Origin of the sequence: Pseudomonas fluorescens (assembly GCF_902497785.1) — a bacterium.
Taxonomy (GTDB): Bacteria; Pseudomonadota; Gammaproteobacteria; order Pseudomonadales; family Pseudomonadaceae; genus Aquipseudomonas; species Aquipseudomonas fluorescens_BO.
Genome location: NZ_CABVHK010000012.1, coordinates 19,655 through 45,499 on the forward strand (window position 1 = coordinate 19,655; position 25,845 = coordinate 45,499).

25 protein-coding genes are annotated in these 25,845 nt (G+C 50.9%); all 25 read right to left on the minus strand.

The genetic code is table 11. From position 1 onward, the window contains the following. Positions 1–5: 5 nt before the first annotated feature. Complete coding sequence (gene wecB, locus F8N62_RS18450; RefSeq protein WP_150712015.1) at positions 6–1,136, minus strand: non-hydrolyzing UDP-N-acetylglucosamine 2-epimerase; 1,131 nt, start codon at positions 1,134–1,136, stop codon at positions 6–8. A 106-nt stretch (positions 1,137–1,242) separates the two neighbouring features. Then, positions 1,243–2,361 (minus strand): UDP-2-acetamido-2,6-beta-L-arabino-hexul-4-ose reductase, encoded by a 1,119-nt coding sequence (gene wbjC, locus F8N62_RS18455; protein ID WP_150712016.1) that lies wholly within the window; start codon positions 2,359–2,361, stop codon positions 1,243–1,245. 4 nt (positions 2,362–2,365) lie between these two features. Further along, positions 2,366–3,400 (minus strand): polysaccharide biosynthesis protein, encoded by a 1,035-nt coding sequence (locus F8N62_RS18460; protein ID WP_150712017.1) that lies wholly within the window; start codon positions 3,398–3,400, stop codon positions 2,366–2,368. Between the two features lie 34 nt (positions 3,401–3,434). Then, positions 3,435–4,220, minus strand: coding sequence for an AglZ/HisF2 family acetamidino modification protein (locus tag F8N62_RS18465; RefSeq protein WP_150712018.1), 786 nt, complete (start codon positions 4,218–4,220; stop codon positions 3,435–3,437). Between the two features lies 1 nt (position 4,221). Continuing rightward, positions 4,222–4,836, minus strand: a complete 615-nt coding sequence (gene hisH, locus F8N62_RS18470; RefSeq protein WP_150712019.1) for an imidazole glycerol phosphate synthase subunit HisH — start codon at positions 4,834–4,836, stop codon at positions 4,222–4,224. Then, a complete protein-coding gene (locus F8N62_RS18475; protein WP_150712020.1) occupies positions 4,833–5,972 on the minus strand; it encodes an N-acetyl sugar amidotransferase in 1,140 nt (379 codons plus the stop codon). The genes hisH (F8N62_RS18470) and F8N62_RS18475 overlap by 4 nt, the downstream gene beginning before the upstream one ends. Before the next feature lie 51 nt (positions 5,973–6,023). Further along, entirely contained in the window at positions 6,024–7,235 is a 1,212-nt protein-coding gene (locus F8N62_RS18480) for a glycosyltransferase family 4 protein (RefSeq protein WP_150712021.1), read from the minus strand. A 294-nt stretch (positions 7,236–7,529) separates the two neighbouring features. After that, the gene (locus tag F8N62_RS18485; RefSeq protein ID WP_150712022.1) at positions 7,530–8,627 is read right to left on the minus strand and encodes a hypothetical protein; all 1,098 of its coding nucleotides are present in this window, start codon (positions 8,625–8,627) and stop codon (positions 7,530–7,532) included. A gap of 61 nt (positions 8,628–8,688) precedes the next feature. After that, complete coding sequence (locus F8N62_RS18490; RefSeq protein ID WP_150712023.1) at positions 8,689–9,960, minus strand: hypothetical protein; 1,272 nt, start codon at positions 9,958–9,960, stop codon at positions 8,689–8,691. 8 nt (positions 9,961–9,968) lie between these two features. Beyond that, positions 9,969–10,679: a cytidylyltransferase domain-containing protein gene (locus F8N62_RS18495; RefSeq protein WP_150712208.1), complete on the minus strand. Its 711-nt coding sequence runs from the start codon at positions 10,677–10,679 to the stop codon at positions 9,969–9,971. Then, positions 10,672–11,727, minus strand: coding sequence for a nucleotidyltransferase family protein (locus tag F8N62_RS18500; RefSeq protein WP_150712024.1), 1,056 nt, complete (start codon positions 11,725–11,727; stop codon positions 10,672–10,674). The genes F8N62_RS18495 and F8N62_RS18500 overlap by 8 nt, the downstream gene beginning before the upstream one ends. A 9-nt stretch (positions 11,728–11,736) precedes the next feature. Further along, positions 11,737–12,396 carry an acetyltransferase gene (locus F8N62_RS18505; protein WP_150712025.1) on the minus strand — a complete coding sequence of 220 codons (660 nt, stop codon included), beginning with the start codon at positions 12,394–12,396 and terminating at the stop codon, positions 11,737–11,739. Continuing rightward, entirely contained in the window at positions 12,393–13,481 is a 1,089-nt protein-coding gene (gene neuB, locus F8N62_RS18510; protein ID WP_150712026.1) for an N-acetylneuraminate synthase, read from the minus strand. Before neuB ends, F8N62_RS18505 begins: the two co-directional genes overlap by 4 nt. 3 nt (positions 13,482–13,484) lie before the next feature. Beyond that, positions 13,485–14,639, minus strand: a complete 1,155-nt coding sequence (gene neuC, locus F8N62_RS18515; protein ID WP_150712027.1) for a UDP-N-acetylglucosamine 2-epimerase — start codon at positions 14,637–14,639, stop codon at positions 13,485–13,487. After that, positions 14,636–15,787, minus strand: coding sequence for a LegC family aminotransferase (locus F8N62_RS18520; protein ID WP_150712028.1), 1,152 nt, complete (start codon positions 15,785–15,787; stop codon positions 14,636–14,638). Before F8N62_RS18520 ends, neuC begins: the two co-directional genes overlap by 4 nt. 9 nt (positions 15,788–15,796) lie before the next feature. Beyond that, positions 15,797–16,777 (minus strand): NAD-dependent 4,6-dehydratase LegB, encoded by a 981-nt coding sequence (locus tag F8N62_RS18525; protein ID WP_150712029.1) that lies wholly within the window; start codon positions 16,775–16,777, stop codon positions 15,797–15,799. A gap of 25 nt (positions 16,778–16,802) precedes the next feature. Continuing rightward, positions 16,803–18,020 carry an N-acetyl sugar amidotransferase gene (locus F8N62_RS18530; protein WP_150712030.1) on the minus strand — a complete coding sequence of 406 codons (1,218 nt, stop codon included), beginning with the start codon at positions 18,018–18,020 and terminating at the stop codon, positions 16,803–16,805. Between the two features lie 7 nt (positions 18,021–18,027). Continuing rightward, positions 18,028–18,636, minus strand: coding sequence for an imidazole glycerol phosphate synthase subunit HisH (gene hisH, locus F8N62_RS18535; protein ID WP_150712031.1), 609 nt, complete (start codon positions 18,634–18,636; stop codon positions 18,028–18,030). Next, the gene (hisF, locus tag F8N62_RS18540) at positions 18,633–19,382 is read right to left on the minus strand and encodes an imidazole glycerol phosphate synthase subunit HisF (RefSeq protein ID WP_150712032.1); all 750 of its coding nucleotides are present in this window, start codon (positions 19,380–19,382) and stop codon (positions 18,633–18,635) included. The genes hisH (F8N62_RS18535) and hisF overlap by 4 nt, the downstream gene beginning before the upstream one ends. Positions 19,383–19,425: 43 nt before the next feature. Continuing rightward, a complete protein-coding gene (locus F8N62_RS18545; protein WP_150712033.1) occupies positions 19,426–19,947 on the minus strand; it encodes an acyltransferase in 522 nt (173 codons plus the stop codon). Further along, on the minus strand, positions 19,944–21,236 hold the full coding sequence (locus tag F8N62_RS18550; RefSeq protein ID WP_150712034.1) for a lipopolysaccharide biosynthesis protein: 1,293 nt from the start codon (positions 21,234–21,236) through the stop codon (positions 19,944–19,946). The genes F8N62_RS18545 and F8N62_RS18550 overlap by 4 nt, the downstream gene beginning before the upstream one ends. Further along, the gene (locus F8N62_RS18555) at positions 21,237–22,343 is read right to left on the minus strand and encodes a DegT/DnrJ/EryC1/StrS family aminotransferase (protein WP_150712035.1); all 1,107 of its coding nucleotides are present in this window, start codon (positions 22,341–22,343) and stop codon (positions 21,237–21,239) included. Continuing rightward, positions 22,340–22,921 carry an acyltransferase gene (locus F8N62_RS18560; RefSeq protein WP_150712036.1) on the minus strand — a complete coding sequence of 194 codons (582 nt, stop codon included), beginning with the start codon at positions 22,919–22,921 and terminating at the stop codon, positions 22,340–22,342. Before F8N62_RS18560 ends, F8N62_RS18555 begins: the two co-directional genes overlap by 4 nt. A 7-nt stretch (positions 22,922–22,928) precedes the next feature. Continuing rightward, positions 22,929–23,879, minus strand: a complete 951-nt coding sequence (gene wbpB / locus F8N62_RS18565; RefSeq protein WP_150712037.1) for a UDP-N-acetyl-2-amino-2-deoxy-D-glucuronate oxidase — start codon at positions 23,877–23,879, stop codon at positions 22,929–22,931. 17 nt (positions 23,880–23,896) lie between these two features. Beyond that, positions 23,897–25,210, minus strand: coding sequence for a UDP-N-acetyl-D-glucosamine 6-dehydrogenase (gene wbpA / locus F8N62_RS18570; RefSeq protein ID WP_150712038.1), 1,314 nt, complete (start codon positions 25,208–25,210; stop codon positions 23,897–23,899). Between the last annotated feature and the right edge of the window lie 635 nt (positions 25,211–25,845).

Here is a 25,845-nt window from a genome sequence, read left to right on the forward strand (position 1 = left end):
CCCACTCAGTATTGACGCCATACCGTACGCATTACATAGTCGCGATAACTGTGGATGATACGCACCACCTTTTCGGCAACATTTGGCATGCTGTAATCCGCCACCAGTCTCAACGTACGATCAGCACCACGGCTCTGCGATTCCAATATCTGCAGTCCCTGTATGACTCGGTCGACCTCGAGTCCGACCATCATCACCGCTGCTTCTTCCATGCCTTCGGGGCGCTCATGCGCTTCCCGGATGTTCAGCGCCGGGAAGTTCAGTATCGAAGACTCTTCATTGATCGTGCCGCTGTCGGACAAGACCGCTTTAGAAGAGAGTTGCAGTTTGTTGTAGTCCTTGAATCCCAAAGGTTTCAAGAGCCGCACGTTTTGATGAAAAACGATGCCCATGGCATCCACTCGCTTTTGCGTACGAGGATGCGTAGACACGATGACCGGCAAGCCATAATCAGCAGCTACCGTATTGAGCACATCGACCAGTTTGAGGAAATTTTTGTCTGAATCAATATTTTCCTCACGGTGTGCGCTGACCACAAAAAACTTGCCCGCCTCGAGGCCTAGACGAGTTAAAACGTCTGACGCTTCAATGCCATCGAGATAATGATGGAGCACTTCAAACATCGGGCTGCCGGTTTTAATGACCATGTCCGGAGGCAGTCCCTCCCTCAACAGATAATCACGCGCGATACTGCTGTAGGTGAGGTTGATATCAGCGGTGTGGTCGACGATCCTCCGGTTGATCTCCTCGGGGACTCGCATATCGAAGCAGCGATTACCCGCTTCCATATGAAAGGTCGGTATCTTGCGGCGCTTGGCAGGGATGACTGCCATGCAACTGTTAGTGTCTCCCAACACCAGTAACGCCTCGGGGCTTTCTTCCGCCAATACCCGATCCACTGCGATGATTACATTACCGATGGTCTCTGCGCCCGTCTGACCCGCGGCGTTGAGAAAATGATCGGGTTTGCGAATGCCAAGATCCTGGAAAAAAATCTCGTTCAATTCATAATCGTAATTTTGCCCGGTGTGGACTAGAACATGATCACAAGTCTTGTCCAATTGCGAAATAACGCGAGACAATCGAATGATTTCAGGACGCGTACCAACAACAGTCAATACCTTTAATTTTTTCATTATAACGCTCTATGCAAATACGGCTAAACCAAGCAAGGTGACCAATAGGTATTTAACCTGCAACAAACCCTGACACAGGTAAACATTCCCTTCCTTCCGAAGACAATTAGGCTTCAACCCCTACCGGCCGAGCATAAGTATCCGGATGCAGCCGGTCAAATATCTCGTTGGCCCACAACATGACAATCAACTCGTCGTCACCAATATTAGTAATATCGTGGGTCCATCCGGGCACCGTTTCCACAATGACTGGTTTTTCACCACAGGTAACCAACTCGTAAAACTCATCAGACACGATATGGCGAAAACGAAAGCAGGCTTTGCCTTTTATGACCAGGAATTTTTCAGTCTTCGAATGATGATAGTGCCCACCGCGCGTCACGCCCGGATGAGCAGTAAAATAAGAGAATTGCCCACTATCGCTGGTTTTCAGCATTTCGACAAAGACACCGCGAGGGTCTTCATGCTTGGGTACTTCGTAGGTAAACTGTTGTGTAGACAGATAGCTTACATAGGTGGAATAAAGTGCACGGACCAATCCCTGGCCAACCGGTTGCGTCACCAAATTGACCCGGCTTTGGGAAAATTCTTCCAGCTGATTAGCCAGCGAACCGACGCTGATGCTGTAGCAAGGTTCGACGTCGACAAACGAATTTTCGCTCACCTGCTGGTCCAGTGCCGCGACAAACTTAGTAATAACGTCATCAATATAAACAAGCGTGATTAATGCATTCGGATCATTAATTGTGATCGGTAAACCGTTGACGATATTGTGGCAGAACGTCGCTACTGCGGAGTTATAGTTAGGTCGCGCCCACTTCCCGAAAACATTGGGTAACCGAAAAAGATATATTTTCGAGCCAATCTCATCTTTCAACGCAAGTAAAGCCTGTTCTGCGCCACGCTTGCTAACGCCATACGGATTGTCCAGTTCAGCCTGGATGGAGGATGTGTAAAGGACCGGAACAGGTTTGCCACTCGCTCTAATCGCGTCACAAAGCGCAAGAGTGAGGTCAGTATTTCCCGTTTTGAACTCGCTCTCGGATGGGGGTCGGTTAACACCTGCCAGGTGAAAAACGAAGTCCACCGAAAACACTAACTCAGGCAAAAGAGCGGTATCATCGGCCCGATTAAAAGTCACGACTTCAACGTCTTTTCGTTCGCTCAAATGCGCAACGAGATTCCTGCCTACAAAGCCATTAGCCCCGGTGATCAAGACTCTCATCTATTCACTCCTCAGGTACGGCGTGCTCACCACGCTTGATGGCCTTCATAAATGCGAGTTTCAGCAACAGGTTCTGCATGCCTTCGATATCCAATCGTTCGGTGTTGTGAGAGTTATAATCCTCGGTAGTGGAAATCTTTTCCTCCCCTTCCTCGACGAACTTCGAATAATTCAGATCGCGCAGGTCAGGTGGCACTCGGTAATAGTCACCCTTGTCTTCAGCACAGGCCATTTCCTCACGACTTAGAAGGGCCTCATACAGTTTTTCGCCATGGCGGGTGCCGATCACTTGAATAGGATGATCTGGCTTACCAAGCATCCGTGTGAGCGCTTTTGCCAAGGTGTCTACTGTCGCCGCGGGGGCCTTCTGGACAAACAGATCACCATTTTTACCATGCTCGAACGCATACAAAACAAGGTCGACCGCGTCAGAGAGTGTCATCATGAAACGGGTCATGTTCGGATCGGTGAGTGTCAACGCCTTGTCGGCGCGAATTTGCTCGATGAACAATGGAATGACAGATCCACGTGATGCCATGACATTGCCGTATCGAGTTCCGCAGATGATTGTCTTCTTTTCATCTACATTCCGAGACTTTGCAATCATTACCTTTTCCATCATTGCCTTGGAAATCCCCATGGCATTGATCGGGTAAACAGCCTTGTCAGTGCTCAGGCAGACCACACGCTTGACCACATTCTGGATAGCCGCCTCCAGCACATTTTCAGTGCCAATGACGTTCGTCTTTACGGCCTCCATCGGGTGAAATTCACATGAAGGCACTTGCTTCAATGCAGCTGCGTGGAAGATGTAGTCAACCCCGCGAGTCGCATTCAAAATGCTCTGGTAATCACGCACATCACCAATATAGAACTTCAGCTTGGAGTTGGAGTATTGCTTGCGCATGTCATCCTGCTTCTTCTCGTCGCGACTGAAGATGCGGATTTCAGCGATGTCACTGTCAAGAAAGCGTTTCAGTACAGCATTCCCGAAAGAGCCAGTGCCACCAGTGATGAGGAGCGTTTTTCCGCCGAACATATTAGACCCTAGAGTAATGCGCGTAATTCGATGATTATTTGACAGCTTTCAGCGCTGAGTAAATCAGCTCGTCCTTTTGTGACGTATCAGGGTAGCTGATCAAAACTGCCCTGTAAGTGCCTTTGAACACAAAAAGACTACCGGCAGCCACTCCGACGACACCGCAGGTCTCTATGACCTTGCCGATGTCGGCCAATGACCCGGCGCCACCTAAAATGGTGATCGGGATTCTCACGCTCTGACGTAGCTTCAGGGCCAACCGGAGGTCATAGCCCTTCATCTGTCCATCGTTATCGATCGAGTTGATGACGATTTCACCGGCCCCGAGCCTTTCAACCTCTGCAGCCATCTGAAAAACGTCACGCTTGGAATTGCGCGTTCCGTTGTGAGTCCACACCTCATAACTGCGCGTTAACAGTCGCTGCTTGACGTCAAGTACCACGACAACGCTCTGTCTACCAATTTCTTCAGAAATTTGAGAGATGAGTTTGGGGTTATCAATCGCGGCCGAACTGATCGCAACTTTCTCTACCCCGAGAGAAATTATTTTCTGAGCTTGTGCCGCGGTCCGAATACCGCCGCCATAACACAGCGGCATGCGGCACTCAGATGCCAATTTGGCAATACGTTGATAATCCGGCTCAGCCCCTTGAACAGTCGCATCAATATCAAGAACGATCAGTTCATCAGCTTCTTTTTCGTTGAAAATCTTCACCGCATTGATCGGATCACCAACGTACTTCGGCTCCTTAAAGCGAACGGTTTTCACTAGCCCACCGTCCTGAATCAAGAGGCAGGGAATGATTCTTGGCCTCAACATGTCACAACTCCGCGAAATTCTTCAGAAGCGCCACACCATAATGGTGACTCTTTTCCGGATGGAACTGCACACCGAAGACATTGCCTATCGACACTGCACAGCTGAAGTCCAGCCCATAGGAAGCCGTAGCAGCGATGTTTTCCTGTTGAAAACACTCAAAGTAATAGGAGTGAAGAAAATAGAATCGCGGGTTCGTTTCGAAATCGGCGAATAGCCGGCAGCCTGGGGTCGGTGACACGTCATTCCAACCCATATGTGGCAGCGGCAAATCAGCGAGGTGCTCGGCAGAGCTGAAACTGCGCACGCGCCCGGGAATCCAGCCCAACCCCGGTAATTTACCTTCGTCACTGGATTCAGCGAGCATTTGCATTCCCACGCAAATACCGATGACCGGAACGCCCTGATTGAGAACCAGATCATCCAGTGTTTGCCGCATGCCAGAATCATTGAGTTGCTGCATCGCGTGATCGAAAGCACCGACACCTGGCAGAATCAGTTTGGTTGCACCCATCAAACTTTCCGCATCTTTGGCAACCGACACGGGAATGTGTAAACGTTTATAAACGTTAACGAAAGCCTGGATGTTACCCAACCCGTAATCAATGATTGTAATCATCTGAACAGCCTTCTCTCCAACCCGAGCACGCTCATCACACGGGAGCCAATTCCGATCATGAAACGCTTGTTGTTGTAATCAAGACATTTTTTGTTCGGACCGTCGAAAATTTCTTGAAGCTCATCCACCGTCAGATCAAGTTTATTGGCAACGTACTCGAACTCGGATTTGAGAAACTGCTCATCAAGTTCCGGCTTGGCGATACGTTCAAGTGCAGCCTCGCGAGTCATCTGCCCGGTCATGATCAAGCTGGAAAAATGCGCCCGGCGTTTTTCGTAACCAAACTTGCGCGGCATCCAGTAATCTTCATAGAAACGCGTAAATCGAGACTCGTGATGTTTATGCTGAAATTTTTTCCAACCGAAGAGCCTTCCAAGTGTTTCCTCGGCTTCGGCCTTCACATAGGGCACCAGGTTCAAAGGCTTTACCACTTTCATGCCTAAGACGTAGCGGTAATACAGTTTGTATAAAAGAATATCCACAATGGGAAAACTTTTTAACGGTCTTTTGCCGAATTTTGCGTGGATATCCTTAATCAGCAACTTGTCGATGCCCGGATAACCGCCCCACTCCTCGGGTTCTCGGCAGCACTCTGTCGAATAGTTCCCGCCGGTCAGCACATACTTGATCTTGTGTGCTTTGGCAAACTTGTATAGCGCTGAAAAAAACGCAGTATCCTGAGGCAAATCCTGATCCGATACCTGAGATTTGAGAAAAGCGACCTGGAGGTCCTTCATCTCCTCCCAATTGATCACTTCGGTATACAGATCCAGTTTCAGACCATCTACCAACTTCTCAATATTGCCTACTGCCTGATCGGTATTCCATCCAGCGTCGACGTGAAAAAGCAGAGGCCGTAAGCCCATTTTCTCCTTCGCGATGTAGCTGACATAAGAGCTGTCCAGGCCACCGCTTAATCCAATAATGCAATCAAATTCACGGTCTTTTCCGTCTTCCTTGATTTTTTCGGCCATCTTCATCAGCTCGCTTTCGCCACGCTGGTCGAAGTGCCAATTGGGAGCGATTACTGATTCAAAATTCTGGCAATAGTCGCAGCGCCCACGCTCGTCAAAAGTTACATTAGGATCTGAGGTATCCATAATGCAGCAGGTGCAAATCTTATAATCTTTACTCATGAGCAACCCCATCCAATAAAACAAACCCCGTCGCATGGCTGATCATCGAGATCACTTCGCAGCCACGAGATTTGAATAAACTTTTAAAACCCTGTCGGCATTTTTTTCCGGGTTGAAATTATCTTCCGCGAGTTTTTTTGCATTTGCTCCCATGCGCTTTATTTCCGGGCGGTTATGAGCAAAATAACTGATTGCATCCGCCAACTTGACTGGATCCTTCGGCGGAACAGCGATACCCGTCTCGTAATCCAGCAACGTATCCGGACGCGGCTTACTCACCGCGGCAATGCAAGGCACTCCTGAGAATGCTGCCTCGAATACAGGTCTGCCAGGGGCATCAAAATGGGATGGGAAACATAGAACATCGATTCGTTCATACACACTTTGAATATCGATCGTAGGACCAAACATATGGAACACAGATTGGAGGGAGTATTGGGAAATTAACGATTGAAGCTCCGACTCTACATCCTGCGCAAAACCCGCTTTCTTTATAAGCCAGGATTTCAGACCGCCGCCTGTACGCGTGGAGCCGCCAATAATCACAAATTGAACGTTATCGCCTCGATCAATGACCAATTTTGCCGCTTCGATCAGGTCGAATAGTCCTTTTGAGTGGTGCAGGTTGCCAACGAACCCGATTTTGATCGCGTCACTCTGAATCTGGTCAAGCCTTGAGACCATGGATTCGTCCCTGACACTCGCGCTTGATGGGGTAAACGAATTTTGAACCACCGTCACATTAAAATCGGGTGGTAACGTTGAACGTACATTTTCATCAATCGCAATAATTGCGTTCACACGGATATTGAGCTTTTCGAAGAGCCATCGGCAGCGGAATGACTTTGGATCAGACCAGGTAAGTGATCGCACATGAACAACCACGGGCACTCTGAATAGAAGCCGGGCCAACAACAAAGGAAATATTTCCGTCAACTCATTTACATGAATGAGGTCAATATCCTTCCATCGACGCTTTGCCTGAAACAGCGAAATAAAAGTGAACGGCAAGTAGGATAATTCTCTAAGCAGGATTAACCACCGGCTGCCTCGATAATGTCCATACAACGTATTATCAAATCGGGTCAAACCAACTGTTGCGATATGGTCCTTTGCTACCTGCTTGTAAAAGTTCAACGCGGTTCCGCGCACGCAGACAAAATACGGCTGAACATCACGAGAAGACAAGGTCCTCACAAGCTCGAAAAGGCTTCTGGAGGCCCCGCCAAAAGGCCCCACACCATCGATGTAAAGAACCTTCATCCCGAAAAACTCTGCAACAACTTGATAAGCAACCCTGTATACAAAATATCGTCCTCAGCTCAGCCACTGTTATAAACATCTGTGATCTGCGTTACTGGCGGCCTGCAGGAACCATTTTCATCCCTGTAAACTTGCGTCGAAATAGGTACATCGCGCTCACAGGATACCTGAAACAGTGCAGCTTTCGTAGACGCTGGAGGGTGTCATACACAGCCGTCCGCGAAAAACATGTGTCACCCCCGCCCCCCTGCTGTGTATGGGCTGCGCCCAAAAACTGGCATCCCCCGCCCGTGCTCATACCTTGCGCAGAGGATTGCTGGAAAGGCTTGAGTCTGTTTCATCGCCAACCGTTATCACCGCCGCCGTCTTGGGTGGCAACCTTGAAAGCACCAGGCAGAGCAGGAAAAACACCGGATAGAAATAACGCGGCGCATAAATGGGGCTCAGCACAAAAACGGCACAGTAAATGACCGCAACGAACACTAGATCATTACTCAATCGCAGTCTGCCCTTCAGCAATACCAGGCAAAATACCAGGAACGCTGCGATGCAGTGCGACGTCACCACGAAGTCATTGTATAAATCGACCGGCGATAAAAGGTGATCAGCCTTAAAAATCAAGCCATACATGGCGTGCAGAGCCTTTGGCACAAAGACCAGGAAATACAAACCCTGATTCTGCAGTCGGATGAACTGCGTGTACAACCCACTGCCTTCGTTCTCCATGCCGCCCATTTCGGCAATATCAGTAATGCCAGAAAAAAAGCCTAACATCAGCCAATAAGCCACTGATAGTCCGAGCAACAAAATGGCCACATACCAGCCGCGGCGGTTGCGAAGAAAGTTCATGGGCGAGAACGTTAGAAATACGAGTATCACAAAAAGCGTAAACTGCCAGCGGACGAAGAAGGAACATATCAAGCATAGCACGAGGTATCCGAGCTGTTTTTTTCGTACCCATGTGACCATAAAAGCCATGGCCAACATTGAAATGATTTCTTTGTTAATCGAAATCAGACTGAAAAAAGTTATCGGGCTTAAAAATAACAAAAACACAGCGAGACCAAGACGTGTAGGCTCGCTGCCTTTACCGACCAGCCTTATCGACCAAAACAGAATAAAAATATTGACCAGCATTACTAAAAACCTGTTGCCATCTACCGCTTCCAACAGCAACAAAGGCCCAAGGTAATTGTTACCGACAGAAACCATTTCAGATACAGAAGAAAAACTGCTCTCCAGATAAGCTTTTTCGTAGGTCAAGGAATCTGCATAAAACTGAAAATCAATCACTCCTTCCAAAGCGTCATGGCCAAAAGCAAAGTAAAAAATAATTGCCAAAACGGCATAGAATGATAGATAAATAGTTGATTTTCTTATATATATTTGCACATCAACCTCTCATCCTCAGCACCACCCCGTTACCCTTTAAAAAAACAGAAAAGTACCATGGTTAGTGTTTAATAGAGCTATTGAGCATAGTGTTTACCCACGTTTCCGCGGTGGTGTCGCCCACTTGGGCCTCCGGGACAATTTTACCGATCTGCAACTTAGCTTCGATCCACGAGATGATGGGCTGAATCTCCTGCGGAACGACGGCCGCAAAACCTGATTCCCTTTCGTATTCGTACAAACTCTCGATACTGCCACCCTTGTTTAAAAACGGATTGAGCAGCGCGGATGGAATACCAAACCACGACGCCTCAATGACGACGGTACTCATATCCGTAATGTGAAGATCAATCTGAGAGAGTAGCAGCGGCAACGGCATTATGCTTGCCTTGTGCCACTCAACCGCCATGCCGGAAAACTGCGCAGACAAGTACTCTTCGCATGCCACCCCCTCGTCTCCCCTCAACTGGACAGGATGCAGTCGCAACAGCCAATTATATTTATCACTGGTTGACTTGATAACGGATTCCAAGGCACTGCACATAACCTTGTTGAAGCTCTCTTCGGGATAGTAGTGAAGGTGCAACCCCCATTGCAGGGCCACCAATATCACAGGTTTGTCATCATTAAAAATTTTGGGGTGATCTTGCCAGGCTGTTTCAACTAATCGATCTTGTGCCTTTGCGTTGTTAAATCGCTGAAACCAAGGATGTCCAACCACAGTGACTGTAGCTCCCTTATCGGGTGCCCAGGTTTGCAGGACTTTCGCACTGGCCTGATCCCAACATAGAAAGCCGTACGGGAGATCCTCGGGCGCAGCAGACTTTGCCAGTAGTTCCCCATACCACAGGTCATTTTTGTCAATGACACCATGCTGATAATCGTAAACAGGGATTGCCATGACTCGGCACGCTCTGCACAACGCGGGCTCGGGTTGAATGCCAATCACGAGCTTTGGCTTCACGGAGCGAAGAATTTTTAGCCAAATATCTGTTCTTTTTGAAGCGACCCATTTGGCGCTTTTCTTGTCGCCGATAATTTTGCCGAGGACGCGACCCACAAGTGCAATGACAATAAACGAACGATTGAAAGCGACGGGAGAGTTGTAAGCCTGGTCGCCGACCAACTTGCTGTATGGCGTCGCGATCGATTGAACACTTAGATTACGGAGCAGGCAAATATCAACCATCGTATCGATGATGGGCGAATAGGCTTCCCCCTGATAAATGTATCCACAATTGGCATCATGCCGAACGAATAAAACTTCGGCTGCTCTCAATTTACCCCACCCGCCGGGAGTAAAAATAGCAGATATCAACGTTTGCAATTTCAAGAAAAACATCATTTGATGCGCTCACCCATCAGCACATCACACAATTTGAAATCAATACGATTATCAATATCTACTGACTGTTCGGCAGTCATGATATAGGCACGACTGTTCGCCATGAAAAAACCTTTCTCGCGCACGAAATCTTCTGTTTTTGCCAGGTAAATCGACCCATTCAAACGATAATAATCCGGTAAGTCCTGGCTACGCCGGTTAAGCAGTTCCGGACGCAAAAAATCCGTCATGCTTCCATCCGCTCCCAGCACATTACTCCACAACGGGGAATGTTCGCATGGGCACACGCTAACGACGCTAGAAGCATTCGTATTGTCCATTAGCTGCACCGCATCGCGGATATTTTCCGCACACCGTAGTGGCGAGGTCGGTTGGAGCAGCATCAATCTTTTCGGTCTGATGCCCTCTTCCGCGAGTACATCCAGTGTTTGAATCAAAACATCAAAGGTTGAGGCCGTGTCCGTCGCAAGCAGCACCGGGCGTTTCACGGTTCTTACACCTAACCGCTCCCCCTCAGCGAGGATGGCATCATCGTCACTGTTGACTATCACCAAGTCACTGACCTGACTGTCCAAAGCCGCTTCAAGTGTCCAGCGGATCAATGGTTTGCCCTGTAGCTCCATGAGATTTTTCCCGGGGAGGCGTTTACTTCCTCCCCGGGCCGGTACGATCACCAATAGATCCAGACCGCTTTCAGCACTATCCATTGAACAGCCCGGTGATATCAGATTGAGCACGGTTGAAGTCTTCCATGCGGCCGATGTCCAACCAGTATTCATGTATGGGAAACGAATTTACTGCTTCTCCCTTGGCTATCTGTTGGCTCAAGAGTGTTGGCATGTCTATATGGGTTCCAGGCTTGACGCTTTTTACCAGTTTCGGTGAGAGCAAATAGATGCCGGCGTTGATAAAAAACTTGTGCACCGGCTTCTCGACCATCGAGAGAATTCGATGGCCTTCACTCTGAATAACGCCATAGGGGATACAGTGTTCGTATTCGCGAACGCACATGGTGGCCACACATGGCTGCTCATGGTTGAAATCAAGCAAGTTCTGAAAATTGAGAGTAGTCAACAAGTCGCCGTTCATCATGAACAGTGGCAAATCGATTTCGTCATGGGGCAGTAAACCGAGCGCGCCCCCAGTCCCTAAGGGCTCATCTTCATGGACGTAACGAATGCTGACCCCCCAACGGCTGCCATCGCCAAAGTATTCGCGAATCATTTCCGGCATGTAATGGGTAGAGACGAAAAACCGGTGAAAGCCCGCACTGATAAAACTTTCCAGAATCAGTTCGAGAATGGGTTTGTCGCCAACCTTGAGCAGTGGTTTAGGGCAATGTTGCGTCAATGGCCGCAACCGTGAACCAAACCCCCCGGCCATTAAAAATACCGGATTGTCGTGCTGTTTCTTTTGCATCAGTCCATGGAGAGTTTCCAGACCTACGACACGCTGCTGCGCATCCACTACCGGCAGTTGGAGCAATTGATGCTTTTCCATTACTGCCAGAATGCGTTCCTTGCTCCATCCCCGCTCAACGGTCTGCGGCGAAGCGCACATCACGTCGCGCACTTTTACATCCAGCGGCAGATGTTTAAGCAGGCTGCGTCGAACATCGCCGTCAGTCAGGGTCCCCAACAGGCAACCTTCAGCATCTACAACCAGAACAATACGCAAGCCCTCACGATCAAGCGTCGCTACCGCCTCCTCAAGGGACGTATCGGGGCTTACGAGTACTGATTTCCATTGCTGCATAAAATACTCCTAGTCTTCCTTCGGGGCGTCTTTCTTGCGCCCCGCAGGACCAAACAAAACCTGGCGAGCCTCGAGGTTCCTGGTCAGGGTAGCACCAGCCCCTACAACGGCTTCTGTTCCGACCTTCAGTCCCTGGATCACAGTGGCGCCACTGCCAATAAATGCAGCGTTTTCCACCTGCACGCTTCCGCAGAGCGTGGCTCCAGGCGCGACGTGAACATCCTCGCCCAACCGGCAATCATGATCAATTCCGGCACAGGTGTTAATGATTGAGTTAGCGCCAATCACCACGTCGGCTTGAATAATTACACCCGCCATGATCTGGACGCCCTCCCCCAGGCTCGCAGTGGAGTCCACCCAAGCCCGGGGATGCACGAGAACCGGGAACCGAAATCCCCGCGCGCTCAGTCGTTTAAATACTTTTTGTCGCACTGTGCCGCCAACGAGTTGCCCCAGACCATTCACCAGCTCTATGGATCCGGGGTCAAGGGCGTCCAGGGCCGAGTCACCGCCTAGAATCGAAATACCGCGCCACTGTCCACCCGCCTGATCTGCCAACACCGGGTCACAGACTCCCAGCACGTCAAATCCGGCGGACTGTACAAGCGACAAAAGGACCTTGGCGTGGCCGCCCGCCCCGAGGATTACCAGCGGTTTGTGAGCGCTCAAGGCTCGAGGTTCTCACCGACCGAATAAGCCCTTGCTGCACGCGTACCGACCAACCCCCACAACGCCGTCGGCACCATACCCCGCCCGCTTCTTGCTGTCGTCAAATGCTCGCGAGTCAGGATTTCGCCTTCTTCGATCCCACAAGCCGCGACCACTTGTTGGCGAGCAGCTTTGCGGGTGTCCCACTCGCTTTCCTGCGGGGCCTTGGCTCCGTCCCCCAGCGCCTGCTGCAAGGCCCTGATATCCGACACCATCGCCTTGAGTTCATGGGGCTCGAGCGACGCCAGGTGATCCGGGCCAGGCATGGACCTGTCCAGCGTGAAATGTTTTTCGATCACCCGCGCTCCGCGAGCAACGGCAGCGATGGAAATCAGACCGCCCTCGGTGTGATCCGAGTACCCGATCTCAAGCCCGAATGCCGAGGCTAGCGTATCCATTGCCCTCAGGTTGACTTCCGCCCAAGGGGTTGGGTATTGGGAAGTGCAGTGAAGCAGCGTCACGTGCCCGAGCAACCTCGCGCGCGCATCACGGCTGCCCCAGTTGCGCCAGACATCATCCATGTTGTTCGGTTCTTCAGTGAACGCGAGGGCATGGGCCACAATGGCCAGTGCCTGCTCCACCTCGGAAAGGGTAGCCATCCCGGTCGACAGGATCAGCTTCTTTCCGGTACGCGCAAACTGCCACAACAACGGAGCGTTGGTGAGCTCACCCGAAGGTACTTTGAACAACGGCATGTCCAGACTGCAGAGAAACTTCAGGCTGTCGGTGTCGAATGCCGTAGAAAGGAAATCAATTCCCTTCTGGTGAGCGTAGCTTTGCAGTTCCGCATGCCACTCTCTCGGCAACTCGAGTTTCTTCAGCATCGATAACTGGCTTTCTGCTTCATCGGTACTTTTTTTCTGATAAGCCGCTTTGCCAAGGTGCTTTGCAGCAAGTTTGGCAGCATCAAATGTCTGAAACTTGACGGCGTCTGCGCCGGCGTCGGCTGCTGCATCTACTAATGCAAATGCCAAGGCCCGGTCACCATTATGATTCACGCCTGCTTCGGCGATGATGTACACCGTATCTGTGTCGGTCTGCTTCATAGGTCAGCTCAAATCATGGAATGATTTATGGGACGCCCCGTCGTACTGCTTCAGGACCGCCAGGATTGCCTCGCAGGCATGACCCTTGCCATAGGGATTAACCGTCGCTTTACAGTCTGCGGCAAACTCGGATGACAAGGCCTTGCGAAGCGCCTGTTCGATCGAATCGCGATCGGGCTCGCAATGCAGGACAGAGTCGGCAGCCAACCTACCCTTCTGGCGCACGCCGATATCAACGGTTGGAATACCAAACGCCGGGACCTCGATGATCCCGCTGGAAGAATTACCCACTACCGCAGAGGCCATTGAGATAGCGGAAAGATAACGCCTGAAGCCCAACGAGGGTATCGCCAGTACACGCTGTGGCTGACGCTGCGCATAGGCCTCAAGCAAAGGAATAATTGCCCGGCCGCCATTGTCGGCATTGGGGTAGGTCAAGATGATCTGGTGATCAGGAAACTTGTCCAACGCCTCGGTGAGCGCAATGAAGCTTTCCCGAGGGCTTTCTTCCAGCAGCGTGACAGGGTGGTAGGTGACGACCAAGTAGGGCGAACGCAGGGGGAAATCGAGACTCGCACGAAGTTCCTCTGCACTCATTCTTGGCGCACGCACCAAGTGATCGATACCGACGGCCCCAACGTTGAAAACACGCTCGGGCGACTCCCCCATCTGAATGACACGATGTCGATAGGTTTCGGTGGCTACAAAGTGCAGGTAAGCCATTTTGGTAATGGCATGTCGAATGGCATCGTCATAAGCACCCTCGGTAATTTCGCCACCATGAAGGTGGGCAATGGGAATACGCATGACCAAAGCAGTTTGCGCAATTGCCAGGGCCTCGAAGCGATCCCCGAGAATCACCAGCAAGTCCGGACGCAGCCGATCAAGTGCGTCGGCAAAACCTAAAGTGCCGACGCCCATTGATTTTGCGATGCCAACGGCGGAGTCAGATGAAAGCAACATTTCAACTTTGGCGTCGATGTCAAAACCATCCTCCTCAACCTGACGCCAGGTTTCGCCGAATTCGGGCGACAGATGCATGCCACTGACAATGACCTGCAGCTGAAACTCGCTGCTCGACTGGAGATCTTTCAGCAACCAGTAAAGCAGTCCGTACTCCGCCCTTGATCCGGTAAACACAGCAATGGTGCGTTTCACCCTTGTGTCTCCGGCACTACGCTACTTGGCAAATTGACAATGCGCGCGGCCAACCACTCGGAGTTTGTCAGGTCGCCGTGCAGACACCGCGCATAAAGCGGCAGGTCGCTCATCAGCTTCCAGATTGGCCGGGTCATGACGCCATTGTCATTGGTCGCCTTGAGCAGCTCGTCCCGCTGAACGCTGTTGTCGCAAATGACAGCGTTCAGCCAGTAGTTGGACCGGCAGCCTTCCGGCTCTTTGACGAACTGCAAATCACTGCCTTCGAACAACTGAGCGTAGCGCGAGGCCAGTTCGCGTTTTGAAGCGATAAAGCGCTCCAACTGTTCAAGCTGCGCACACCCCAGCGCGGCATTGAGATTTGGCAGGCGATAGTTATAGCCGAGTTCGTCATGCACATACTCGTACGGGTGTGGCTGCTTGGCAGTAGTCGTAAGGTGCTTGGCACGAGTGCCTAGCTCCTCATTAGCCAAGATCATCCCACCGCCGCCCGTCGTGATGATCTTGTTGCCATTAAAACTAAGGGTTCCCAAGCTACCGAAGCAGCCCGTGTGTTTACCTTTGTACAAACTGCCGAGGGATTCCGCCGCGTCTTCGACCAGAACCAGCCCCCAACGACGGCATACATCCACCAGATCATCCAGTTCGACCGGGTGCCCAAAGGTATGCATCGGCAGACAGGCTCGCACGATCTGGCCGGTTGCCTTATACCGGCACACGCCATCGGCACCCAGCTGCGCGTTAGCCTCCAGCCAGATCTCGAGCGCCTTGGGCGATAACCCCAACGTGTGGCGATCAACATCGACAAACACCGGCTCGGCAGAGCAGTAGGCTATGGCGTTGCACGTCGCGACAAACGTCAGCGATTGAGTCACCACCAGGTCACCGGCCTTGACCCCCGCCAACAACAGAGCGGCGTGCAGTGCCGCCGTGCCGTTTACCGTCGCAACTGCGCGAGGGCTGCCGGTGTATGCAGCCATATCCCGTTCAAAGCGATCCACGAAGGCGCCCACGCTTGAAACGAACGTCGACTCGATGGTTTCCACCACATAATCACGCTCATGTCCCAGAAAAACAGGCGCGTGAAGTGGAATGAAATCGTTCGTACGGTATTGCGAACGTACAAACTGGATTAGAGAGTCGAACATAGGAGCGCCTCAAACGTTGTAAATATCGGCTTTGTATTTGGCCAGGTTCTCGGGGATCAGCAACCAGTCGATTGTCTGTTGGAGACCCTGTCGAATGTCATACTTCGGCTCGAAGCCCGTCAGTCCGCGTATTTTCGTGTTATCGCACCACAAGCGGAAAACTTCCGACTTGCCGGGACGAATTCTTTGCTCATCAGTCAGGAACTCGACATCACTGCCCATCAGCTCACGGATGAGGTTAAGGGTGTCACCGACGGATATCTCGTAGTTGGAGCCGATGTTAACGACTTCCCCTACTGCCTCATCACAACGAGCCAATTCCAGAAACCCACGGCAAGTATCTGCGACGTAGTTGAAGTCACGCGTCGGGGTGGTATCGCCCAGTTGAATCTGTTTCTTGCCGCTGGCAATCTGGGTAATGATGGTAGGGATCACGGCCCTTGCAGATTGCCGAGGACCGTAGGTGTTGAAGGGACGCGCAATGGTCAAAGGCAAATCAAATGCATTGTAAAAACTCATCGCCATTGCATCGGCACCAATCTTCGAAGCACTGTAAGGCGACTGCGCCTGCAACGGGTGCTTTTCATCGATCGGCACATATTGTGCGGTACCGTATACTTCACTGGTGGAAGTATGGATAACCCGCTGAACCCCGTTTTCCAGAGCAGCCTGGCAAATGTTCAACGTCCCCTTGATATTGGTATCGACGTAACTATCAGGAGCGACGTAAGAGTAAGGAATAGCAATCAGCGCGGCCAGGTTGAAAACGACATCAACATCTTTCGTGATGTGTTTGCAGTAATGTGGATCACGCACATCCCCACTCAATACTTCGATGCTTTTCAAGCAATCGACGCTTTCCAGCCAGCCCCAGTAATTAAAGGAGTTGTACTGAGACAGCGCCTTGACTTCATACCCTTCGCGCACGAGCAATTCGGTCAGGTGAGAACCGATAAAACCGTCAGCGCCTGTAATTAATGCCTTTTTCACTTTAAATCCCTCATATCAAAACGACTCAGGCCTTCCAGATGGGTTTCTTCAATTCCCACCCGGTGTTGGTCTTATCCCAAAGGTGAGGCGTTCTGAATTTTTCAATCACTTCGTCAAAACGCTGTTGAGTGATCCCCATGTACTCCAGGCACTGCTTCTGATAAATCTCAGGATACTCACCATCGAAGCGCTTGATTAACGATATGCCCTCATCCCGGGTAATATCGCCATTACGAATTTCTTGCGCGGCGTCATAAGTCGCGCGACCGATACCAAACTTGATATACGTCGTATAGTAATGCAACCAATCGATCATATCGTCCAGAGAGCTGTACTTACTGAAGCTACCCTCGGTCCTGTGATCATTCGGCATGAAGTCAGAATTTTCGACAGAAAAATAGTAGGTCTCTTGGGGATGCCACTTCATGTAATAACCAAGGTAGTGAACCTCGGTACCAACTTCCTGAAGCTTGTACGGGCTCACTGGCAAATAAGCTTCAAGATCCGCAGCAGTGAATTTATATTTTTCCATCAATTCCCGCGCACTGACGCCACCCAGGTACAAATCATCCAACTGCCTCTCGGCAGAGTAGTATTTTGGGTCACGATTCGGCTTGTCGTTATCCTCGATAGCATTGCCGTATTCAGCTTCGTTTTCGCCGAAGATCACGAGAGGGATGTCAAGCAAAGCAGACATTTTGGGAGCCAGGTTCTTTTGCCCGAGAATGAAGGGTTGAAAAGGATGGCAGAGGTCTTCAAAAGCGTGACGCGTCAGCGTGCGGTGTACTTGTTTGTTTTGGTGATACGTGTAGTTCGCAAAACCAGCGTTTAGCCAAGCGTCAAAATTATACCGACCTATATCGGTATAAAGTGCAGGCGGCCACGTGACAAGAATAGGGTTCATTTTGTATTTAAACTTGAGGACATGCGCAGCCATCACGCTATCCTTACCGCCGCTGCCTGGCACTACGACGTCATAACTTCCATCAGTCCGGCGATGGCGGTCGCACAGATCTTTCAACTCACGTTCGCGCTCGGACCAATCAATCGACTTTTTCTTCTCAGCAAAGTTACAGGCATCGCAGACGCCATGCTCATCGAAAAAAATAGCTTTTTTAATCTCGCCCGGTTTGTTTTTGAACTCCACAGTCGACGAAGGCCGCTGGTTATTCATGGAGCATTTTTTGCAAAACTGGATATCTAACGGAAGACCGTAGCGTCCAAACAATTCTTGATTATTCATTCCGGACTCACAAAGCTAAAAAGTTTTCAAAAACACGAATACCGGTTTCGCGACTTTTTTCTGGATGGAACTGTACGCCAAAAATATTCCCGCGTTGTATTCCAGAAACGAACTGATGCCCGGCGTAGGTTGTCAGGGCGATAACATCAGTGTATTTCTGTACTTCGAAAGAGTGCATAAAATAGAAACGATCAGACGGACTCACGCCTTTCAACAATGGCGAATCATTCACGATTGACACAGTGTTGAAACCCATATGCGGTACAACGCCTTTGCACTGCATAGGTCGCACTTCACCGAGCACCAAACCGAGCCCGGTGCTTTCGCCGTACTCAAAACCAACCTTGCTGAGTACTTGCATGCCCAGACAGATGCCGAGCAACGGGCGGTCAGTTGCCGCGTACTTGACAATCGCCTCCGCCATACCCGATTCGTTTAGCTCACGCATGCCATCTACGAAACTGCCAACACCAGGCATTACCAGCTTATCGACGCCTGCCAAATCCTGAGGGTGTTTGACGACCTTAACCTTGGCGCCTGCGCATTCGAGCGCCTTGGCCATACTGAACACGTTGCCCGCGGCACCGTAGTCAACTACACCGATCTGCTGACTCATACTGCTACCTCCACACCATGCTCGATCAAGAAGCGTTTAACGTCCCCAATCGTGGTTTTATCATAATGAAGCATTGAAGCCAGGGCTATACCGCTAGGGTTGGCCTGTTTTGCGACGTCCAGGATATGCTGAAGCGTCCCGGCGCCACTGGCCACGACTACGGGGATGTTCACCGCGTCCACCACTGCTTTTGCAAGGGCGATATCAAAACCGCGTTGACGACCGTCACAATCAACCGACTGCAAAAGAATTTCGCCCGCACCACGTGCCTCTGCTTCTTTGGCCCACAAAACAACGTCGCGGTCGGTCGGTATACGACCACAGTCGGTGTAGCACACCCAGCTATTATCGGCGATTCGTTTAGCCTCAATATTCACAACGACAGATTGCCCGCCAAAAATCTGGGCTGCAGCGTCAATTCTGGACGGGTCTTCGATTGCACCGGTGTTGATGACGACCTTGTCCGCACCGTGGTGGAACAATTTTGAGAAATCATCAGGGTTACGCACGCCACCACCGACAGCAAAAGGAACGAGGATTCTCTTCGCCGTGTCCGAGATCAACTCATGAAGAATTTCACGTCGATATAAGCTGGCGACGATGTCGATATAACAGATCTCGTCAGCACCCTGTGCATAATATTTATAGGCCAGGTCGCCCGGGTTGCCCATCTTTCGCAGCCCCTCAAAATGGACAGGTTTTACAACCTGTGGAGGCTTGACATCCAGCTTCGCAATTACTCGCATATTTCACTCTCAAAATATAGTCGGCACAAAGAACCGAAAACCATTATAAGGCCGCATCGTTCGCGATTTTTTTTCGTCGGATAAGCTTCGCCGGAACGCCTCCCCAAATCTCATCCGACGGAATATTCTTAGTGACCACGGAGTTCGCCCCTATGACCGAATTCCTGCCGATGCTCACGTCAGGGCTGATGAAGACATTGGCACCAATCCAGCAATAGTCACCGATCAACACATTTCCTTGCTTCTGCGGCGGACTCGCTACGGAGAAATCGGCGTCCGCGTCGGCGGACTGTGTATACATCCTCACATTGTGCGAGATGCGACAGCCAGAGCCGATCTTTACAGTACACCCGGATACCGCCTGGACGGTCGACAAACCGCCAATATAGCTGCCCTCCCCGGCCTCAATTTTACCGTCGCCGTAAAATTGAATATAAGCACCGTTAAAGCCAAAGTTTTTATGCAGATCATATTTACTGCGATAGGTTGTGTAGGTTATTTCCCAACCTGCGTGTCGAAGAAAATCCAGCAACCTGGCAGCAAAGCGATACACAACAACCTTCATCTTGAAAAGCCTCGGTTCACAATCAACGACAGCGAGGAAGTTACTTCAGACCATGGCATTTTATAAATGCGTCGCGACAACAACCATGCAAAGGAAAACAGCACCCCCTCGGAAAGCGCGTACGCAATGGCAGCGCCTTGCAGGCCGAGCAGCTTCACAAAAGCGATGGTGACCAGGACAGAGAAAACCCCCGTGCACACAGTCACCAGGGAGACGCTGCTGGTGCGAGAGGAGAAGAAGAACAGTCCTGCAATCGACATGTACATTCCCTTGAACGTCTGACCCAGGAAAAACCAGAATACGATATCTTTGGCCGCCGCAAAATCCTTCCCGACCACCGCTGAGAAAAACAGTTCGCAAAATCCGATTGCTACAAGCGCCATCGCTATGAAGGTCAACCACACCAGATAAGTCACCCCGACCACTTCCAACCGGGCGTCATCGGTGTTTTCTTTCAGTTTTCCATACAGCCACGGGCCATAGACCTTGATAAACGCGTCGGCGATCAGCCCCATGATCATCCCGATCTGAAGCGCCAAGGTGTATATGCCAACCGCCTGCACATCAAGCATGTTGGCAATGATGAACCGATCCGCGACGACCATCACCAGCCCGCCAATCACGTGCGGAATGAGAGGCACACCGAATTTCAGCGCGTCTTTAACTTGACCTTCACCCGCTTTAGGGCGGCTCAACTCGCTGTTCAAAAACAAAGCAATCAACGCCAGGACGCCAAAAACGGCCGTTGCGATGACCTGTCCCAGCACCCGCCCTTCCCAAGCCATCAAAAAACCGAAAATACAAATCAACGATACGCCGGCATTCATCAAGCCTTGGGAAACCTGGAAGACGCCGTACTGCTTGGCAACGCCACGCACCTGCCAAAGCGTCAGTTTGATATTGATAAGGAACTGCAAACCGGAGATCAGGACGGCAATCAGCAACCATTCATAGGGCAGGTTCGTCGGTTCTTCCAACCACTTGCCGAACACGGCCACCAGAGCAAAGATCACCGCCGTGCTGACAAAAAGGATCCCGACGCAGGCCCCTATGTATCGAGACAGAACGCTCTTTTCCAACTCAAAATAACGAACGCCGATCGCCCCATGCACACTCAACCCAGTCAGGGTGCCGAAGAGGTTGACCATGATGCCGAACATGGCGACCACCCCATAGTCAGCGGGTGTCAGCGCACGCGTCAGAAACGGCAGAAGCAAAAAAGGAATTCCGGCGTTGATGATATTCGCGCCCAGAAATATCCCTGCATTACCGAACAGTCTTTTATTCATTCATGACTCAATGCTCAATACGCTTTGCAGACCGGACACCACCTGCTTAATCACAGGAAAGACGTCAGCGCTCATCGGTAGGCTCATGACCCGCTGTGCAACAGCCGTGGAAACAGGCGTATCTGCCGAAGAACCATAACGACGGTAGACGGGCTGCTCGTTCAATGGCACCGGATAGTGAACGGCTGTGGGAATCCCTTTGAATTTAAGAGCGGCCTGGACCTCGTCTCGTTTGTCGACCATCACGGTGTATTGTGCATACATACTGGTGCGGTCCGATTTTTGCTGTACCCGTTTAACTCCCAACTCATCCATCGCTCGGTTGTATTGAGCACCCGCCGCGATCCGTTGCTCGACTTCCCACTCAAATCGTTCAAGCTTGGCCAGCACGATGGCACACTGAAGCGTATCCATACGTCCACCGAGACCGATACGGGTATGCAAATATCGCTGACTTTGACCATGAACACGAATTTCCCGACAGGCTTGGGCGAGCGCATCATCGGACGTAAATATCGCCCCGCCGTCGCCGTAACAACCTAGAGGCTTGCTTGGGAAAAAACTGGTACAACCGAAGGTCGACAAGTTGCAACTCTTGCGTCCCTTGTACTCGGCTCCGAAACTTTGCGCCGCATCCTCGATGACCGGAATATTTCCATGACGGGCAGCAATTGCGTTGATTTCATCCATATCCGATGGTTGCCCATAGAGGCTAACCGGCATAATCGCCTTCGTCCTGGACGTTATTGCAATCTCTAATTTTTCAACATCGATATTGCACGTCAACGGATCGATATCAACAAATACGGGCGTCGCGCCCAAGAGAACAATCACTTCAGCGGTTGCGGCAAACGTAAACGGGGTAGTGACGATTTCATCATCCGGGCCCACGCCCAGCGCCATCAGGCTTATCAGCAGAGCGTCAGTACCACTTGATACCGTAATGCAGTGCTTTGCACCCGTATAACTGGCAAGTTGCGATTCAAGCTCAGCAACTTCAGGCCCCATAATATATTGGCCATGTTCCAGCACTGTATTCATTCGAAGTTGAATCTTGGATTTCAAAGCTTCGTATTGAGTTTTCAAATCGACGAATGGAATATTCATGCGCCAAGGCACTCCAGAGTCTCACCCACCAACTTATAGCGCTGTGCCGTATGGGGGCAGGTGTACTCACCTTCTCCAGACAGCAACAGCGGAATACGCTCACCTTGCTGACTCATCCAGCCAATTTGCTTTGCAGGCACACCTGCAATCAAAGCGTAAGGTTTGACATCCCTATTGACCACAGCACCCGCGGCGATGAAGGCGTATTCACCAATGGTCACCCCGCAAACTACCGTGCAATTGGCCCCCAACGTAACGCCTCTTTTCACGACAGTGTCGCGATACTCGTCTTTGCGTGACACTGCGCTTCGCGGGTTGTAGACATTGGTAAACACCATGCTTGGGCCACAGAAAACATCATCTTCAAGTGTAACGTTGTCATACACCGAGACATTGTTCTGTATCTTCACGTTGTTGCCGATAACGACGCGATTACCCACAAAGACGTTTTGCCCCAACGAGCAATCCTTGCCGATACGAGCTTCTGCGCAGACATGTACAAAATGCCACACGCGCGATCCACTTCCGATCTGCGCACCATCATCAACAATTGCTGAAGGATGTACCTGATAGGTCATATAGCTCTCATCGACTCAAAGTGTTAAGAAAGGGATGGCCTTCATCGTCGGACGGCTTGCTGATGACAGATGAGCGGATGGTTTCTACTGTTTCCACGCAGTGTCGGGCATCTTCCAGGCCATACCCACGGCCCGCCAATATTTCCTGGTAGCTGACGGTATGAAGATCAGTGAAGCCTTCAGAAAACTCAATCTCATCGCCGTCGACGGTAATCGAACGATACGTTGGCTTTTTACCTTTCACGACGTCAGGTAGATCGTTGGCATCGATAGAAAGAAACCAGCGGACACGGGCCTTTTCATATTCCAGATAGCCGGCAGCTTTATACTCGCTGACGAAATGCACCACATTGCGCTGAAGCTTGCCGAAAATGAAATGGAGCATGTCGTAAAAATGCACACCAATATTGGTGGCTACACCGAAGGACTTACGCGGGTCGCCCTTCCAGCTTTCCATATACCACTTGCCACGCGACGTGATGTACGTGAGTTCGACGTCATACTTCGTTTCTCGATTTTCAACCGCAACCTTGTTTTTCAGCGTAAGGATTGCCTGGTGATGACGAAGTTGCAAAATATTATAAACGCGCTTGCCGGTCTCCTTTTCGACCAGGGCGAGGTCGTCCAGAATAGCGGCTGTTGGAACCAACGGTTTTTCACAAATGACGTCACAACCCAATCGAAGTCCGGCAGCGATATGGGCGTGATGTAGATAATTCGGCGAGCACACCGCTACGTAATCCAACGCACTAGCGGGGCGGCGCTTCAGGCCCCAAGCGTGATCGTAAAACCTCTCAAACTCGGTGAAAAACTCACTGCCCGGTGAAAGGCTGTCGATGATGCCCACGGAGTCGTTAATATCGTACGCGGACACCAATTCGTTACCGGTGTCTTTAATAGCGCGCATATGGCGGGGTGCTATATAACCAGCCGCACCGATCAAGGCAAAACGTTTCAAGAGGATAACTCCGTCGATTAGGCTTTAATGATATGTGCTTCTGGGGCGCGATACTTGCCACGTGTATCGACCAGCAACTTTGAATGCTTACGAATCAATTCATAATCAAATTTGTCATGATCAGTCGCCAGGACGACTGCATCGTAAGACGCCAATTTAGTCGCGGAAAGTTCTTCACTGACGAGATCAAAGTGGTGCTCGCGCATTTTCGGAAAAACCGGAACGTGCGGATCACAGTAGGCAACAACCCCGCCTTTAGCTTCAATAAACTCCATGATTTCGACTGACGGTGACTCCCGCATATCATCGACATTTTTCTTGTATGCGATCCCGAGAATCAACACGTTGCTGCCTTTCAGGGCCTTGCCGCTTTCATTCAGACCGTCCATGAGCTTACTGAGGACGTACTCAGGCATAGCCTTGTTCACTTCCCCGGCTAACTCGATGAAACGGGTATGCAAACCGTATTCACGCGCCTTCCAGGTTAGATAGAAAGGATCAATCGGGATGCAATGACCGCCAAGCCCTGGCCCCGGGTAATACGCGGTAAAGCCGAAAGGTTTGGTAGCGGCAGCATCAACGACTTCGAAAATGTCGATACCCATTCTATCCGCCACAACCTTCATTTCGTTTACAAGGCCAATGTTCACCGCACGATGGATATTCTCCAGCAGTTTGGTCATTTCGGCAGCTTTGGTCGAACTGACTGAAACAATTTTGTCGATAGCGTGCTCGTACAGAGCAACACCCACTTCAAGGCAATCGGGAGTATGCCCACCAATCACTTTCGGAATGGTTCGGGTTTCGAAGTTAGGGTTGCCCGGATCTTCTCGCTCAGGCGAGTAAACGAGGAAAATGTCTTCGCCTGCACGCAATCCACCTTCCTGGATGCGGGGGAGCAATTCCTCTTCAGTTGTCCCTGGATAGGTCGTGCTCTCCAGGGATACGATCTGACCGGCGCGCAGATAAGGCTTGATGGCGTCAGTGGTATTCACCACAAAGCTCATGTCAGGTTCGCGGTACTTGTTCAGCGGTGTCGGCACGCAGAGGATAAGGGCGTCGCACTCGGCGACACGCTTGAAATCTGTCGTAGCTTCGAAGCCGTTAGCGCGAGCGAGTGCAATTTTTTCACTGGAAATATGTTCGATATAGCTCCGGCCGGAATTCAACGCATCGACCTTGGACGTATCGATATCAATACCGAGGACCTTGAACCCAATTGCATTGTAGCGAAGCATCAAAGGCAGACCCACGTAGCCGAGGCCGACAATACCGATGATGGCCTCTTTTTTCTTGAACTTAGCGACGCTCGCCTGCTTTATGCCTGACATCAACCAAAACTCCCTTAAATTTCATCTTAGTAAGCAATTGAACACACTTGAACCAACACCGCCGTACTGTCGCCGCATTGACGGACCAGAATTTTCACCGCACGAAGGCCATCTCCGAAATCGGTGCATTCGGAAGCGGTGAGCGCTTTGCCCGCGAGGATCCACAATACGACCCTCAAGCAGACACGCTACCGCCCCAGGATTTGACGCCTGCTTCCTCCGCCCGCTTGTACTGCCAGGGCTTGCACTGCACTACGTACCAGCTCCGGGCATCCATCGGCCGCACGCTGGCAGTCGAGACAGAATGGTCAAACCCCTTCTCTTCGTTCATTCGGAGGCCCATCCTGAAACATGCGCAGCAAGCCGAAGGAAGGCGACGATGGCACGATACCTAGCCTGTCACCGGGCCAAACGAGGCCATCTTCCTGTCCATGCATCCTCCAGACTACGCGAAGGGTGCAGCTCAATGTTTCCGCGCTCTGGCCACTGCAAAGCTCATATTATGCCTGCTATCGCCAAGGATGGCTTTCAGATATTCACACCTCTCATCACACCATTTTTCTGCGGCAAGCTGAAAGGTTCAGATACATTTCAACCATGCGGTTCCTTCCACCGGAGACGAAGGACCCTATTCC